This window comes from Streptomyces sp. DT2A-34 (assembly GCF_030499515.1).
Lineage (GTDB): Bacteria > Actinomycetota > Actinomycetes > Streptomycetales > Streptomycetaceae > Streptomyces.
Genome location: NZ_JASTWJ010000001.1, coordinates 8,521,076 through 8,537,135, shown reverse-complemented (window position 1 = coordinate 8,537,135; position 16,060 = coordinate 8,521,076). Strand labels below are relative to the sequence as shown.

13 protein-coding genes and 2 pseudogenes are annotated in these 16,060 nt (G+C 71.7%); 7 read left to right on the top strand and 8 right to left on the bottom strand.

The window, feature by feature from the left end; translation table 11 throughout:
• The first annotated feature begins 29 nt into the window (after positions 1-29).
• A complete protein-coding gene (locus QQM39_RS38190) occupies positions 30-224 on the top strand; it encodes a hypothetical protein (protein WP_004002760.1) in 195 nt (64 codons plus the stop codon).
• Positions 225-264: 40 nt separating this feature from the next.
• Entirely contained in the window at positions 265-1,911 is a 1,647-nt protein-coding gene (locus QQM39_RS38185; protein WP_302002192.1) for a hypothetical protein, read from the top strand.
• Positions 1,912-1,963: 52 nt separating this feature from the next.
• Here the strand turns inward: QQM39_RS38185 and QQM39_RS38180 are convergent, their stop codons facing one another.
• Positions 1,964-3,463: a PLP-dependent aminotransferase family protein gene (locus QQM39_RS38180; protein WP_302002191.1), complete on the bottom strand. Its 1,500-nt coding sequence runs from the start codon at positions 3,461-3,463 to the stop codon at positions 1,964-1,966.
• Positions 3,464-3,527: 64 nt separating this feature from the next.
• Here QQM39_RS38180 and QQM39_RS38175 point away from each other — a divergent pair, with 64 nt between their 5' ends.
• The 4 genes from QQM39_RS38175 (at position 3,528) to QQM39_RS38160 (ending at position 7,105) form a co-directional block, all read left to right on the top strand.
• Positions 3,528-4,244, top strand: a complete 717-nt coding sequence (locus tag QQM39_RS38175) for a YitT family protein (RefSeq protein WP_302002190.1) — start codon at positions 3,528-3,530, stop codon at positions 4,242-4,244.
• Complete coding sequence (locus QQM39_RS38170; protein ID WP_302002189.1) at positions 4,241-5,011, top strand: glycerophosphodiester phosphodiesterase; 771 nt, start codon at positions 4,241-4,243, stop codon at positions 5,009-5,011. The genes QQM39_RS38175 and QQM39_RS38170 overlap by 4 nt, the downstream gene beginning before the upstream one ends.
• 55 nt (positions 5,012-5,066) lie before the next feature.
• Complete coding sequence (locus QQM39_RS38165) at positions 5,067-6,452, top strand: MFS transporter (protein ID WP_302002188.1); 1,386 nt, start codon at positions 5,067-5,069, stop codon at positions 6,450-6,452.
• A 278-nt stretch (positions 6,453-6,730) separates the two neighbouring features.
• Positions 6,731-7,105 (top strand): RNA polymerase-binding protein RbpA, encoded by a 375-nt coding sequence (locus QQM39_RS38160; protein ID WP_003977404.1) that lies wholly within the window; start codon positions 6,731-6,733, stop codon positions 7,103-7,105.
• A 190-nt stretch (positions 7,106-7,295) separates the two neighbouring features.
• Here QQM39_RS38160 and fxsA read toward each other — a convergent pair whose 3' ends face one another.
• The 4 genes from fxsA to QQM39_RS38140 form a co-directional block, all read right to left on the bottom strand.
• Complete coding sequence (fxsA, locus tag QQM39_RS38155) at positions 7,296-7,850, bottom strand: FxsA family membrane protein (protein ID WP_302002187.1); 555 nt, start codon at positions 7,848-7,850, stop codon at positions 7,296-7,298.
• Between the two features lie 163 nt (positions 7,851-8,013).
• Positions 8,014-8,823 (bottom strand): polyprenol monophosphomannose synthase, encoded by an 810-nt coding sequence (locus QQM39_RS38150; RefSeq protein WP_302002186.1) that lies wholly within the window; start codon positions 8,821-8,823, stop codon positions 8,014-8,016.
• A gap of 560 nt (positions 8,824-9,383) precedes the next feature.
• Positions 9,384-10,997: an amidohydrolase gene (locus QQM39_RS38145; protein ID WP_302002185.1), complete on the bottom strand. Its 1,614-nt coding sequence runs from the start codon at positions 10,995-10,997 to the stop codon at positions 9,384-9,386.
• Positions 10,998-11,044: 47 nt separating this feature from the next.
• Positions 11,045-11,485 (bottom strand): Lrp/AsnC family transcriptional regulator, encoded by a 441-nt coding sequence (locus tag QQM39_RS38140; RefSeq protein ID WP_030677853.1) that lies wholly within the window; start codon positions 11,483-11,485, stop codon positions 11,045-11,047.
• Between the two features lie 268 nt (positions 11,486-11,753).
• Here QQM39_RS38140 and QQM39_RS38135 point away from each other — a divergent pair, with 268 nt between their 5' ends.
• Positions 11,754-12,191, top strand: a complete 438-nt coding sequence (locus tag QQM39_RS38135; RefSeq protein ID WP_302002184.1) for a hypothetical protein — start codon at positions 11,754-11,756, stop codon at positions 12,189-12,191.
• A gap of 313 nt (positions 12,192-12,504) precedes the next feature.
• On the opposite strand, the pseudogene QQM39_RS38130 reads toward QQM39_RS38135, so the two are convergent.
• The 3 genes and pseudogenes from QQM39_RS38130 to QQM39_RS38115 form a co-directional block, all read right to left on the bottom strand.
• A pseudogene (locus QQM39_RS38130) lies at positions 12,505-13,330 on the bottom strand (phosphotransferase family protein); the annotation flags it as partial.
• 12 nt (positions 13,331-13,342) lie between these two features.
• Positions 13,343-14,451 (bottom strand): annotated as a pseudogene (locus QQM39_RS38125) (hypothetical protein).
• Between the two features lie 349 nt (positions 14,452-14,800).
• Positions 14,801-15,973, bottom strand: a complete 1,173-nt coding sequence (locus tag QQM39_RS38115) for an acyl-CoA dehydrogenase family protein (protein ID WP_302002183.1) — start codon at positions 15,971-15,973, stop codon at positions 14,801-14,803.
• Positions 15,974-16,060: the final 87 nt, after the last annotated feature.

Genomic DNA, 16,060 nt, shown 5'->3' with positions numbered 1-16,060 from the left:
GACTGTCCCCACCAACCAGGAGCGCTCACATGATCCTCTCCATCTCAGGCGTCGTTCTGCTCGGCATCGTCGTCTTCATCTTCTTCCGCAAGGACGGGCTGAAGGCGTCGCACGCCCTGATCTCGGCCCTGTTCGGCTTCTATCTGGCAAGCACGGCCATCGCCCCGAGCATCAAGGCCGGCGGCGAGAGCCTGGCAAGCCTCCTGGGCGGCATCCAGTTCTGACGCCGCCCTTCCCGCCCGTACGCACCACCAGGAGACAGCAGTGGCCCGCCGCCCCCTCCCCCGCATCCTGAGCACAGGCAGCGCGCAGATCGCCCGGAACCGGGAGCTGGCCCGGGCGCAGATCGCCCGAAGCCGGGAGCTGGCCCGGACGGCGGCCGACAGCGCCTCCGACGTCCTCCACCCGTTGATCACGATCACCCGCGGACTGCGCCGACTGGCCTCGGCCGGGCGGCGCAGGTGGGCCGACACCCCCAAGGACAGGCGCGGACCGCTGCTGTTCCTGGTGGCTTCGGTGATCCTGGTCGTGGCACTGGTGCCGTACGGGCCGCTGCTCGCCGTCATCACCCTGATGGCGGCGGCAGCCTGGCAGGGCCGCGACCGGGGGCCGTCGACACCCGACGGGCCCGACGAGTCGCAGACGGAGCGGCTGAGGTCGCTGTACGAGGCGCTGGTCCCGTACTTCTCCGCCGCCGAGGACCCGGCACCGCTCTACGCCCACGGCGGCGAGTGGGAGAAGGCCTTCCCGGAGTACGAGTTCGACGGCACGGGACGCGTCAGCAGTCTCCTGATCCGCTACCCGGCCTACTTCACCGACGGCGAGGCCCAGGCCCGCGCGCGGATCGAGCACCTGCTGACCACGAAGTCCGGCCGTGGCCGCGAGTACCACTTCGCCTGGGACGAGGAGGGCAACGAGCTCACGGTCACCGTGCTCGCCCCGCTGCCCACCGGCATCGCCGCCCAGCGCTTCGTCACGAGCCCCGGCGAAACGGTCCTCGGCTTCACCGACCCCACCCAGGTCCAGCGCACGCTCCCCCTCACCTACGGCGACCAGCAGCGCGACGTTCCGCCGGTCGTCTGGCGCACCGGCATCCGCTCCACCGAGCCCCACCTGCTGGCCGTCGGCCAGCCCGGCAGCGGCACTTCGACCCTGCTGCGCTCGATCGCCCTGCAGGCCCTGCAGTACGGCGACATCGTCATCGTCGAGGGCGGCAGCACCGGCGAGTACGCCTGCCTGATCGGACGGGACGGCGTCCTGGCCGTCGAGTGCGGGCTGGCCGGCGCGCTGGCGAGCCTGGAGTGGGCGGCCACCGAGACGGAGCGCCGCCTGATCGCCACGAACCGGGCCCGCCAGTCGGGCAACCCTCCGCCGGAGGACACCAAGCGCCCGCTGTGGATCCTCCTGGACCGGCCGACCACGTTCTCCCACCTCGCCGTCGCGGACGACCGCAAGGACCCGCAGTCCCTGCTCCAAGTGCCCCTCCGGCACGGCCGCGCGGTGGGCGTCACGGTGGTCGTGGCCGAGCAGTGGGACGCCCTGGACGCGCTGAGCGACGCCGTACGGCAGCACACACGCGCGCGTGTCGTGCTCGGCCCCGCGACGGCGCAGCAACTGGAGACCGTGCTGGGCGCTCCCCCGCACACCACCCCGGTCGCCGACGTCCCACCCGGCCGCGGCTACGCCCGCCTGGGCACGGGCCCGGTCCATCGCCTCCAGGTCCCGGCGACCCCGGACCCCTACGACGACGCCACCAGCGAGGCGCACCGGCAGGCGGTACTGGACCTGTTGCCGGCGCGGACGACGCCGGTGGAGGCGGAATCGCTGGGAAGGCTGGAGAAGACGGAACAGGAGCCGGAACAGGAGCCGGAGCCGGTGCCGGCGGAGGCTGTGGTGGCGGAGACGTCGTAGTCGCCCGCCACAGCTGCGGGCGGGTCGTCCTGCGCGCCGGCAGCGACGCCGCTCAGGCCACGAACGGCCGCATCGACTCCATTGCCCCGCTCCCCCCGCTCTCCACCAACCGCGCCGCCGCCGCCAGCCTCACCGCGGCCTCCTCGGCCACCGCACCGCCCACGGTGAACGGCAATCGCACATACCCCTCGAAGGCCCCGTCCACCCCGAACCGCGGCCCGGACGGCACCCGAACCCCCACCCGCTCCCCCGCTTCCGCGAGCCGGGACCCCGACAGTCCCCCCGTCCGCACCCACAGCGTGAGCCCGCCCCTCGGCACCTCGAACTCCCACTCGGGCAGCTCCCGCCGCACGGCCGTGACAAGGGCGTCCCGGTTCTCCCGGGCCTGCCCGCGCCGCAGCTCCACGGCCTGCTCCCAACCCCCCGTGCCGAACAGCCAGTTCACGGCCAGCTGCTCCAGCACAGGCGTCCCCAGGTCGGCGTACGCGCGCGCGGCCACGAGACTGCGGATCACATCCGGGGCCGCCCGCACCCAGCCGATCCGCATCCCGGCCCAGAAGGCCTTGCTGGCCGACCCGACGGTGATGACGGTCGACCCCGCGGGATCGAAGGCGCACACCGGCCGCGGCATCTCGAGATCCGGTTCGAGCCACAGCTCGCTCATCGTCTCGTCGGCGACCAGCACCGTCCCCGCCGACCGCGCCGCGTCCACCAGCCGCCGCCGCTGGTCCTGGTCGGCCAGCGCCCCGGTCGGGTTGTGGAAGTCGGCGACGACATAGGCGATCCGGGGCGCGGCCTCCCGCAACACCTGCCGCCAGCGGTCCACGTCCCAGCCGGCCAGCCCCTCGGCCATGGCGACGGGCACCAGCCGGGCGCCCGCCTCCCGCATCAGCTGGAGGATGTTGGCGTACGACGGCGACTCGACCGCGATCCGCTCACCGCGCCCCGCGAACAGATGGCAGATCGCGTCCATGGCACCCATCGCCCCGGTCGTGACCATGATCTGCTCGGGCATGGTCGGAATCCCGCGCGCCGTGTACCGGTCGGCGATCATCGCGCGCAGCGCGGGCAGCCCGGCCGGATAGTCGCCATGGGTGTGGGCGTACGGCGGCAGTTCCTCCAGAGCGCCCTGGACGGCACGCGTCAGCCACGGCTCGGGCGCGGGCAGCGCCGCGGTGCCCAGGTCGATCATCGAGCCCAGCGCCTCGGGCGGCAGGGGCTCCAGGCCCCGGGCGGGCAGCGGGTTCCCGGCCGGTACGGCCGTCCAGCTCCCGGCCCCGCGCCGCGACTCCAGGAATCCCTCGCCGCGCAGCGCCTCGTAGGCCGCGGCCACGGTCGTACGGCTCACCGACAGGGCGAGGGCCAGTTCCCGCTCGGCGGGCAGCCGCGCGGCGACCGGGACGCGGCCCTCCAGGACCAGCAGCCGGACACCGTCGGCCAGCGCCCGGTACGCGGGCGGGCGCTTGCTGCCGGGGCCGGCGGGGCGGTCCTGCTGGGAGGTGAGGAGCCGGGCCAGCTGCGCGGCACCCACCGCAGAAGTCCACTGCGCCATGATTTCCAGTCCACCTTCCCCGAATTGGCCATGGAGGGCGTTGCTCTCCAAGCCACAGGGTGTCATGCATCAGTCCACTACCACCACAGGGGGGCACGCCTTGTCCACGCAAGGGCATCCCGCACGCAGCCGGTCGCGGGGGCATCTCATACGGCGGCTGTCACAGCTCTACGTCGGGCTCGCGCTGTACGGCGCGAGCTCGGCGCTGCTCGTCGAGGCGGGCCTGGGCCTGGAGCCCTGGGGGGTGTTGCACCAGGGCCTCGCCGGACGCACCGGCCTGACCATCGGCGTCGTGTCGATCATCGTCGGCGCGGCCGTGCTGCTCCTGTGGATACCTCTGCGACAGCGTCCCGGCCTCGGCACCGTCTCCAACGTCTTCGTGATCGGCATCGCCATGGACGGCACGCTCGCCCTGCTCCCCGAGGCCCACACCCTGGCCGTACGGATACCCCTCCTCCTGGCCGGCATTCTGCTCAACGGCGTGGCCACCGGCCTCTACATCGCCGCCCGCTTCGGCCCCGGCCCCCGGGACGGCCTCATGACCGGCCTGCACCGGCGCACCGGCCGCTCGATCCGCCTGATGCGCACGGCCGTCGAGATCGCGGTCGTCGTGACCGGCTTCGCCCTGGGCGGCACCGTCGGCATCGGCACCCTCCTCTACGCGGTGTCCATCGGCCCCCTCGCCCAGCTCTTCCTGCGCGTGTTCGCCGTTCCCTCGGCATCGGACGGCAGCACGGTCGTTGCCACCGGGCAACCCCGGCGCGCGATACTGCGTCCGTGAGCACCACGCGGATACGCCACCCCTACCTCGACCACCCCGGCCCGATCCCCTTCGCCCACCGGGGCGGGGCGGCGGACGGCCTGGAGAACACCGTGCTGCAGTTCCGGCGCGCGGTCGAGATGGGCTACCGGTACATCGAGACCGACGTCCACACCACCCGCGACGGCAAGCTCGTCGCCTTCCACGACTCGACGCTGGACCGGGTGACGGACGGGGCGGGCCGGATCGCCGACCTGCCCTGGGACGACGTACGGCACGCGCGCGTGGCGGGCAAGGAGCCGGTGCCCCTCTTCGAAGAGCTCCTGGAGACCTTCCCCGACGTGCGCTGGAACGTCGACCTCAAGGCGGAACCGGCACTCCACCCCTTCCTGGAGCTGATCGAGCGCACCGGCGCCTGGGACCGCGTCTGCGCCGGCTCCTTCTCCGAGGCCCGCGTGATCCGCGCCCAGCGGCTGGCCGGACCACGCCTGGCCACGTCGTACGGCACCCGGGGCGTCCTCAATCTGCGGCTGCGCTCCTGGGGAGTGCCGGCCGCGCTGCGCCGCTCGGCGGTCGCCGCCCAGGTTCCCGAGACGCAGTCGGGGATCCAGGTGGTGGACCACCGCTTCGTACGGGCCGCCCACGCGCGCGGGATCCAGGTGCACGTGTGGACCATCAACGATCCCGATGCGATGCACCGGCTCCTGGATCTGGGAGTCGATGGCATCATGACCGATCACATCGACACATTGCGCAAGGTCATGGAGGACCGCGGCGTCTGGGTCTGACTCCGCCCCGTCTCCACCCGCGCGCGGGATCATCACGGGGAAGCGAGGGCACGGGGTGGGCACCGATACCGTGCGGACCGAGGCGGGCGACGACGCCGCCGGGCGGCGACGCGAGCAGCGCGGCTGGTACTTCTACGACTGGGCCTGCTCCGTCTATTCGACGAGCGTGCTCACCGTGTTCCTGGGCCCCTATCTGACGTCGGTCGCCGAGAAGGCGGCGGACGCGGACGGGTTCGTCCACCCCTTGGGCATCCCGGTGCGCGCGGGATCCTTCTTCGCCTACTCGGTGTCCCTGTCGGTGATCGTCGCCGTCCTGGTGATGCCCCTGGTGGGTGCGGCCGCCGACCGCACGGGCCGCAAGAAGCCCCTCCTCGGGGCCGCCGCCTATGTGGGAGCCACGGCCACGACGGCCATGTTCTTCCTGGGCGGCGACCGCTATCTGCTCGGCGGCGTCCTGCTGATCGTCGCGAACGCGGCGCAGTCGGTCGCGATGATGCTCTACAACTCCTACCTCCCGCAGATCGCCCCACCCGAGGAACGCGACGCGGTCTCCTCCCGGGGCTGGGCCTTCGGCTACGCGTCGGGCTCGCTGATGCTGATCGTGAACCTGGTCCTGTATCTGGCCCACGACTCCTTCGGCGTCTCCGAGAGCACGGCCGTCCGCATCTGTCTGGCGTCGGCGGGCGTGTGGTGGGGCGCCTTCGCGCTCATCCCCTTGCGACGACTGCGCGACCGCAGGTCCGCCAAGGACATGGCCGAGGCGAGCGGCACGGGCAAGGAGACGGCGAGGAAACCGACCGTCCCCGGCTTCCGGCAACTCGCGGCGACCGTCCGCGACATGCGCCGCCACCCCCTGACCCTCGCCTTCCTCCTCGCCTACCTGGTCTACAACGACGGCATCCAGACCGTGATCTCCCAGGCGTCGGTCTACGGCTCCGAGGAACTGGGCCTGGAGCAGTCGACGCTCATCGTCGCCGTGCTGCTGGTCCAGGTGCTGGCGGTGGCGGGCGCGCTGGCGATGGGGCGGCTGGCCCGGATCTACGGCGCGAAGCGGACGATCCTCGGCTCGCTGGTCGCGTGGACGGTGACGCTGGCGGCCGGGTACTTCCTGCCGGCCGGGGCGCCGGTGTGGTTCTTCGTGCTGGCGGCCGGCATCGGGCTGGTCCTCGGCGGCAGCCAGGCCCTGTCCCGATCCCTGTTCTCCCACCTCGTCCCGCCCGGGAAGGAGGCCGAATACTTCGCGGCGTACGAGATGAGCGACCGCGGCATGAGCTGGCTCGGCCCGCTCCTGTTCGGGCTCACCTACCAGCTGACCGGAAGTTATCGGGACGCGATCATCTCCCTGGTGGCCTTCTTCGTCATCGGATTCGCCCTGCTCGCGAGGGTTCCCGTACGCCGGGCGATCAGCGACGCGGGCAATCCGGTGCCGACCACGATTTAGCGTTCCGAGTGAAAGGGCGGTAGTGTACGCGTTTGGCCTGCCAGGCGTACCGTTACTGCGCGTCAAAGATGCCGAAACGCTGGGTTACATCTGCTAGCAGATGTGACAAACCGGGCGCCGGTGGGTACGACATTGGTCAGCAAGGCTGCGGCTACGACGGCGACGCATCACCCGGAACGGGACACGGAACGGGAATCTTTACCGCCGACCGGACGTTGACCGGATGACGACGACAGCGACACCTGTCCTGTGGGCGACAAGCCCGGGAGGCACGATTCATGAGTGAGCGAGCTCTTCGCGGCACGCGCCTCGTGGTGACCAGCTACGAGACGGACCGCGGCATCGACCTGGCCCCGCGCCAGGCCGTGGAGTACGCATGCGAGAAGGGGCACCGGTTCGAGATGCCCTTCTCGGTAGAGGCGGAGATCCCGCCGGAGTGGGAGTGCAAGGTCTGCGGGGCCCAGGCACTCCTCGTGGATGGCGACGGTCCTGAGGAGAAGAAGGCCAAGCCCGCGCGTACGCATTGGGACATGCTGATGGAGCGGCGTACCCGTGAGGAACTCGAAGAGGTCCTCGAGGAGCGCCTTGCTGTTCTGCGCTCCGGGGCGATGAACATCGCGGTTCATCCCCGGGACAGCCGCAAGTCGGCTTAACCCCTGCGAGGCCCTGCGGGGCTTGGGCGGGGGTTCGACCAGGCAACACCTGTACCGCGGGCGCCGTACGTGAAGTCGACGTACGGCGCCCGCGGTTTGGTGTGCCCAAAGATCATTCGGGGTGCCCGAAAAATCTGGTGTGCCCAAAAAAGCCCGGCGCTCGGTGGCGCCGGGCTTCTTTCTCTGTCGGTCAGCGGGTCAGCGGCGGGCGCGGGCCCTCCGGCGCATCTCCCGGTTCATCCCGGATGACCTCACCCTGCACGACCTTGCCATCAGGATGGTGCATACGAGCCTGCTGGAAGGCATCGCCGAACGAACCCGGGGTCGCCTCACGCAGCTTCCGGTCGAACGTCCGCTCCGCATAGCCGCTCAGGGCCTTCTGGACCGGCGGGATCAGCAGGAGCAGGCCCACCGCGTCCGAGATCAGGCCAGGCAGCATGATCAGCAGGCCGCCCAGCATCATCAGGCCGTTGCCGCCGCCGCTCGCCGGGGCGCCGCCGCGTTGCAGCGCCTCGTTCAGGGCCTGGAAGGCGCGTCGGCCCGCCCGCTTGATGACCACCGAGCCGAGCACGAGGCCGGCGAGCAGCAGCACGAACACCAAGAGCCCGCTCGCCGCGTCCGCGACCACGGTCAGCAGCCAGATCTCCAGCACCAGCCACGCCGCGATGCCCAGCGGCAGAAAAGTCCGCAGCCGGGAGCGCCGGGGCCGGGCGGGATAGGTGGGGGTCGGTGCGCCAGTCGTCATGCGTCCAGTGTGCCTGGGCCCGGCTCAGAGCGGGATAAGGGGACGCCCGACGGCGCCTGTGCGGTCGTAGGTGACGACTGTGACGACCGTGACGGCCGCCGCGCCATGGGCCGACAGCGGGACCGTCGGGCGTGGGTCGACGCCGTGACCGCCGCGCCGCAGGTTACGACCGGGACGGCGACGACGGCTTCGCGCGGCCCATCAGCTTGCCCACCCGCTCCCGCGCTCCCCACGACGTGACCCGCCACAGCGCCTCGACCAGGATGTCGCGGCTCATCTTCGAGTCACCGAGTTCGCGCTCGACGAAGGTGATCGGCACCTCGACGACATGGAAGCCGGCCTTGACGGCGCGGCGGGCTAGATCGACCTGGAAGCAGTAGCCCTGGGAGGCGACGTCGTCCAGGCCGAGGCCCTCCAGGGTCTCGCGGCGGAAGGCGCGGTAGCCGCCGGTGATGTCGCGCAGGGGCAGGTCCAGGGCGAGGCGGGAGTAGAGGCTGCCACCGCGGGAGATGAACTCGCGGGACTTGGGCCAGTTCACGACCCGGCCGCCGGGTACCCAGCGGGAGCCGAGGACCAGGTCGGCGCCCTTGAGGGCGGTCAGCAGGCGGGGCAGTTCCTCGGGCTGGTGGGAGCCGTCGGCGTCCATCTCGATCAGGACGCCGTAGCCCTTCTCGATGCCCCAGCGGAAACCGGCGAGGTAGGCGGCGCCGAGCCCCTCCTTGCCCATGCGGTGCAGGACCTGGACGTGGTCGTCCTCGACGGCCAGTTCGTCGGCGAGCTTGCCGGTGCCGTCGGGGCTGTTGTCGTCGGCCACGAGCACGTGCGCCTCGGGGACCGCCTTGCGGACCCGGCCGACGATGCTCTTGATGTTCTCCGCCTCGTTGTAGGTCGGAATGATCACCAACGCCGTGCCGAGCGGCCCGAACTGCCTCCCCCGGTCCTGTGCCGCGAGGGTCCCGTCGCCGTCGTTCACTGCTGCCCCTTCATGTCCGTACGCAGACGTCCACCATAGTCGTCGCGGCCTGCGCTGACGTGACAGCACGTTCGAATGGCGGTGTCGATTCCACAAGAGCGGGGTAAGTACAGATTTTCGTGTGACTGTGCGGGGACTCGCGCCTTCTGCTGCGGATGGGGGCCCGGCGCCCTTCGGGCCGACCTGGGACCCGCTGGCTGCGGGTCGACCGAAAGCCGTTGTCTACTGAGCGCCCGGGCCCCACCCGGGTCACACCTCCCCGACCGGCCGGAACGTTCCGTCGTCGCCGCGCGAGCGCTGAGCCTGGCTCCCAGTGGCGGTGCCCCGGTGCGGCACACCGTCCCTGACCCAGCGGCGTTGCGACGGGTTCGGGGAAGTTCCGCGGTTCCCCGGTCGGGCGTCCGGTGGTGGACTCGGCCGAACCTATCGGCCCCGGGCCTCCGCCTGTCAACAGCCGTTTGACCTGCGGTTCTTCGCTCAATCCCCTGGTCAGCGCGGAGGATGCGCAGGTCGCACGACGGGGTGGTGCGGACCGATCGGGTTCGCGCCACCCCGGGAGATCACTCGCCCGGCCGTACGAAGACCGTTCGTCCGCCCACCACCGTGCGCAGGCAGACCGGAAGCGCTCGACCCGGGGTCAGGTCGGGCAGGCCCGGGGTGCCGGAGCGGGGGTCGGTGGACCAGCGCGCGACCCGGTCGTCGGGGGCCTGGACCACCAGTTCTTCGGTGCGCCACACCGCGTAGTCGGCGGGCGCTCCCGGTGCCAGGACGCCCGCGTCGTCGCGTCCGATGGCCCGCCAGCCGCCCCGCGTGTGCGCCGTGAACGCGGCGCGCACGGACACGCGGTGCTCCGGCGTGCGGTGGAAGGCCGCGCCGCGGACCGTGCCCCAGGGATCGAGGGGCGTGACGGGGCTGTCGGAGCCGAAGGCGAGCGGGACACCGGCGCGCAGGAGGGCCGCGAAGGGGTTGAGGGAGCGAGCACGCTCGGCACCCAGGCGCTGGGCGTACATGCCGTCCTCGCCGCCCCACAGCGCGTCGAAGGCGGGCTGGACGGAGGCGGTCAGGCCCAGCTCGGCGAAGGCCGCGATCGTCTCGGGGGTCAGCATCTCGGCGTGCTCGACCCGATGCCGGGCGGCCCGGATGCGGGCGAGGCCGAGCTTGTCGGCGGCGGCGCGCACGCCCTCCACGACGGCGGTCACGGCGGCGTCGCCGATCGCGTGGAAGCCCGCCTGGAGGCCGGCCTCGGTGCAGGCGGTGACGTGGGCGGCGACGGCGGCGGCCTCCAGATAGGCGGTGCCGGCATGGGGGGCGTCGGCGTACGGCTGGTGCAGGCAGGCGGTGTGCGAGCCGAGAGCGCCGTCGACGAAGAGGTCACCGGCCGCGCCGATCGCGCCCAGCTCCCGCGCCTTGGCGATGCCCTCCTCGGCCTGCTCAGCCCAGTAGCCGACGACCCGGGGTCCGGCCTCCTCGGCGGCGAGCCGCAGCAGGCCGGTGAAGTCGTCCTCGGAGGAGATGTCGGGCCCGCCGCACTCGTGGACGGTGCCGATGCCGAGGGAGGCGGCGTGGGCGAGGGCGGCGCGCTGGGCCTCGGTGCGCTGGGCGGGGGTGATCGCGTCCAGCGCGGTGGCGCGTACGGCGTGGTGGGCGTCGGCGACGAGCGGGGCGTCCCCGGCGTCGAGGTGTCCCGGCGTCATGTCCAGCAGGGCCGTGGTGACGACCGCCGAGTGGACGTCGATACGGGAGAGGTAGAGAGGGCGCCCACCCGTGGCCTCGTCGAGTTCGGCGCGCGTCGGGGGGCGGCCGCCGGGCCAGCGGGAGGAGTCCCAGCCGTGGCCGAGCAGGACGCGGTCGTGCGGGCGTGCGGTGGCGAAGTCCCGTACGAGAGCGAGAGCCGCCTGAAGGGAGGGGGCGTCGGACAGGTCGAGGCCGGTCAGGGCGAGACCCGTGGCCGTGGTGTGCACATGCGCGTCGGTGAACGCCGGCGTGACCAGGGCACCGTCCAGGTCGACGACCTCGTCCACACCGTCCGCGAAGGCGTCGGCGGCCCCCTCGGACCCGACCCAGGCGACCTGGCCGCGCTCCACGACCATCGCGGTGGCGAAGGGGTCGGCGGGGCTGTGCACCTCTCCGCGGCGGAGCAGGACGGTCTTCGGCTGGGCGGTGGACTCACTCATGGGGAACAGTCTCGCGCCTGGCGTGAGCCCCCCGGCACGCAGGTCGGTCAGATCCGCGGTGGCCGTGCCTCGTACGGCGTCGACAACACCACCGTCGTCCGAGTCGAAACCCCCGCCAGCGACCGGAGCCGAGCCAGCAGCTCCTCCAGCTCGTGCGGCGTGGCCACCCGGACCTTGAGGATGTAGTTCTCGTCCCCGGCGACGCTGTGGCAGGCCTCGATCTCCGGCACCCCGGCCAGCCGCTCCGCGATGTCGTCGGGAGCGCTGGGGTCGAACGGTTTCACCGAGATGAACGCGGTCATGGGCAGCCCCACCGCCTCGGGGTCGACGACCGCGGCGTAACCGCGGATGACGCCGCGCTGCTCCAGCCGGCGCACCCGCTGGTGCACGGCCGATGTGGACAGGCCCGTGGCCTTGCCCAGGTCGGTGTAACTCATCCGCCCGTCCTTGACGAGCAGCTGCACGATTTGCCGGTCCAGCTCCTCCATGACGCAGAACCTACAGTGCGGTTGATCTCCTCGGATACCTGAGCAGCCCAGGTCATGCCCGGTTTGTGATGTGGCCGAGAGCCGCCTGTGGGCCGACTGAGGGACAAACCGGCCGCGCCGGGCACCTGCGGGCGGCATGTGACGAACGCCACAGGCCTCGAACAGGCTCCGTGATGTTCTCGTGATTACCGCTGAGATCGGACGGGAAGTGCTTGCTGTGGTCGAGGCCGCAGCGCCTTCACGGCCCAGCCCGAGGGGGAGAAAATCCATGCAGAGTCTTAAGCGCCCTGGTCATACCGCACCCAAGCGGCTCCAGCCGGTCGTCGAGCCCGCTCCGGAGGGCGTCGAACCCGACGCCTTCGACGACGAGGAGCTCGACGCGTACGACACCTTCGAGATGTACCGGGTGATCTGCCCGGACTGCGCGCAGCCCATCGCCCTGCTGGCGGACGAGGAGGTCCTGCCGGAGCACGCGCTGTGCGCCTCGCCGTGGAACCCGTTCGGCCTCACGGTCTGTGCCGGCACGGGTCGTGCGGCCTCCGAGGCCCGCTCGGCGGACGAGTCGACGGAACCTCAGGAGCAGGACACCGCCCTCCTGTTGACCCTTCCTCAGGGACTGGACTGGCGGACCCAGCCCTTCTCGCATGTCGGCGGCCCGGGCTCGCGCCCCATCAGGGTCCCGGTCATGCGGCGTCAGGCCGCCTGAGCGCGCGCCACCCCGCGCGGCGGCACCACCGCCGCATCGCTCAATCCCGGTAGCCACCCTGCACCATGGTTCGCCAATCCGATTAGCCAACCGTAGTGATTCCGTGGCAGAGCGTGACGTGCACGCCCGGCGCCCAGGCGACGTCGGGCACCCTCCCCAGTGGGTACGTACGCGTCTGGCTGGCCAGCGTCCGGAGGGACGTGCCACGCGGGCCAGCGGCTTCCACCGCTGACACCAGGGCACGAAGGCGATCGGCTTCACTCGGCACTTGCCACCAAGCCAATCAGAGACGCTGCCGTGGTGCAGGACAGCAAAAGAAGCGGTGCACCTGATGGCCCCGCGCGAGGTCAACCTCACGCGGGGCCAGGCCCGCCATCTCCCAGTCGAGGACGGCCGCGGGTTCGAAGCCGTCGTAGATGACGTTCCCGATGCGCGCGTCGCCCCAGTTGAGCACCGGCATGCCCGGATCGAGGGGCCAGAGCTCCTCCAGGCGGGCGAACGCGTCCTCGATGAGCGGTGAACGGGGCGAGTCCGTCAACCACCCATTCGTAGTACGCGCGTTGTGCCGCGACATGGCGACGCAGTGCGTCACCTTCACCTGGGAGGGCGAGGAACTGCGCTTCCCCCGCCGGTACTTGGTCGTGCAGCCGGGCCAGCAGTCCGATCGTCGCCGCTTCGAGGTGCTCGCGTTCCTCGTCGCTCGCCGCGTGCAGCCAGTTGCCCGCGTAGGTGTACGGCATGACGTCCGGCGGCACGCGCCCCGCGACTCGCTCCATGGCGAAGAAGGGCGCCCCCAACGGACCGGGGTCCTCCTCCAGCCACAGCACCTTCGGCACGGGGAGGTCGGACCGGTCGCCCACCAGTCGCATCGTGCGGTACTGGCAGGCCATGTCATACACCGGGAACACCGTGTACGCCGCCGGATCCGCCGCGAGCCGCAACGCGCATGCGCGCACTGGCGGTTCGGGGTGCTCGATGTCGAAGAGCAGGGTCTCGCTGGACATGCCGTTCGACTCGGGGGTGGTGACGCCGACCGCCTTGGCGCCCGGCAGCCGGGTGCCGAGCCAGGCGGTGAGGCGGCGGGTGATCTCCTTCGGGTCGCGGGTGGTCGTGCGAGGGCGGGGTGCCGTGGCTGCCATGTCGCAAACCCCCTACGGTGCAACCGACTTGAAGTCCGTGAACCCGCTCGGGTCGTGCCGCCCGAACGAGCCGTGCTCGAAGATGCCGTGACCGCCCGGCCGTCCAGCCGGAAGCGCGCGGCGTGGTCGGTGACTCCGTATGCGGCGAGGGGGTGGGCGGCGAGGTCGGAGAGGTCGTAGGTACGGCGGTCGGTCCAGCCGCGCCCCCGCCAGGTGCCGTGCTGCCAGTCGTCGGCGGGCGGATAGCCGGCGCCGATGGCGAGGGGGGACGAGGTGAGGACCTCCACCTCCAGTTCCTGCGGCTTGCGTACGTCGCCGATGTGGATGAGGGCGCGTTCGGGGTGGCGGGTGCCGGAGCGGTAGGCGATCTCGGCCTGGGGCCGGCCGAGTTGGCGGTCGCGGTGGCCGGGGCGGACCAGCGTCGCCTCGCTGAGCGAGCGGTATCCGTCCGCGTCCTCCTGGACGATCACCATCAGGAACCGGTCCTCGAAGCGCACCGGGCACCAGATCCAGTGGAAGCCCTCGGTCGGATGCTCCTCGGCGAACCGCCCGCCCTCCTCCCCGGTTATGGGTCGCACACCCCAGCTGCGGTCGCGGGTGCCGGTCCACTCGGCAGGGTTGACGCGGAACTCCGCACCACCCGCGCGCACGACACCCGCCACGCCACCCGCCTGCACGAAGCGGCGCCCTTCGAGGCTGAGCCGGTCACCGCGTCGCTGCAGATGGTGGGGTTCCCAGAGGGCGGGGAAGTCGGCGGTCCAGGTGATGTCGTACGACAACTCCGCGTCGTCGCACGTCAGACGCAGCCGCCGCAGCGGCTCCCCGGCCTCGATGCGCAACGGCCCGACGGCGAGCCGCATCCGGTCCTCGCCGAGCGCGTCCGACGCCCGGACCGCGTGCAGGGTGTCCCCGACCCGCGGCGTCGCGTACGCGTCGATCACCCCGGCGTTCGGGGACACCCCGAGGCCGAGGATCAGCAGGGCACGCCCCTGATGGTCGAGGACGTGGAAGATGCAGCGGTCGTAGGCGTTGCGGTCGCTGGTCGCGACGTACTTCATGGACAGGGGCACCTGGTGCACCGGGTACTCGTCAAGCGGTACCGGGCGGTCGCCGTCGGCCACGGCAAACCCCCCTGGAGGCGGGTGGCCTGACGGTACGTCAGGCGGCGTGACGTGACCAGAGAGGGAGCCGGACGTCCGTGAACTCACGCCCGATTCCGGCTGGCGGTGACTTGTCCCCCAGCTCCGCGTTGCCCTGGTATGCCCCCCACGTATTCGGCGACCGGGCCTCAGCGCCGCATCTTCGTTCCACGGCCCGCAGGGACGCTTCCGCCGGCGCCGCCGCAGCAGCCGGATCCGCCCATCTACCGCGAGCTGATGCGCACCTGGGCCGACCGTGGCCGCACCCTGCCGGGGCGCCACGACCCGGAGTGGATCCGGCTCGCGGCGCCGCAGGTCAAGCACGGTCAGTTCAGCGTCCCTCGGGACCTGCTAGGTGACGGGCGATGACCATCCGCTGAATCTGGTTCGTGCCCTCGACGATCTGCAGGACCTTGGCCTCCCGCATGAAGCGCTCGGCCGGGAAGTCCGCGGTGTAGCCGTACCCGCCGAGGATCTGGACGGCGTCGGTGGTGACCTTCATCGCCGTGTCGGTGCAGTGCAGCTTGGCCATCGCCGCCTGCTTGGCGAACGGACGGCCCGCGTCGCGCAGCCGTGCCGCCGCCAGATACAGCGCGCGGCCCGCCTCGATCTGGGTCGCCATGTCGGCGAGCATGAAGCGCAGGCCCTGGAAGTCGACGATGGGCTTGCCGAACTGCCGTCGCTCGGTGGCGTACGCCACCGCCTCGTCCAGCGCGGCCTGCGCCACGCCGATCGCGCAGGCCGCGATGCCGAGCCGGCCGGAGTCGAGCGCGGACAGGGCGATCGCGAAGCCCTGGCCCTCGTCGCCGATACGCCGCTCGTCGCCGACCCGGACACCGTCGAAGTGGACCTGGGCGGTGGGCGAGCCCTTCATGCCCATCTTCTTCTCGGGCGCCGCCGCGCTCAGCCCCGCCGCGTCACCGGGGACCAGGAACGCGGTGATCCCGCGCGGCCCCTCCTCGCCGGTACGCGCCATGACCGTGTAGAAGTCGGCGATGCCGCCATGAGTGATCCAGGCCTTGGTGCCGGTGATCACCCAGCCGTCGCCGTCCCGCACCGCCTTGGTCCGCAGCGATGCCGCGTCCGAGCCCGACGACGGCTCGGACAGGCAGTACGCGCCGAGCAGCCCGCCGCCGAGCATCGCGGGCAGGTGCTCGACCTGCTGCTGCTTGGTGCCGTAGGCGGCGAGGGAGTAGCAGGCCAGGGAGTGCACGCTGACGCCGAGGCCGACGGTGAGGCGAGCCGCGGCGAGCTCTTCGAGGACCTGGAGGTAGACCTCGTACGGCTGGTCGCCGCCGCCGTACTCGGAGTCGTACGGCAGGCCGAGCAGGCCGGATTCGGAGAGCAGGGTGAAGACCTCGCGCGGGAAGCGTCCGGCGTCCTCCTCGTCGGCCGCCTTCGGGGCGATCTCACGCTGCGCGATGTCGCGGACGAGCGAGATCAGATCCCGGGCCTCGTCCGTGGGCAGTTGACGGTCCACCGGCTGCGGGGCGCGGTCGGGCATGGCGACGCTCTCCTCCCTTTCGGGAAAGTCGGCGGTCGCACGCCTTGGGTGGGGCGGCTCCGCCTGGTGTCTCGGATGCCGGCCGGT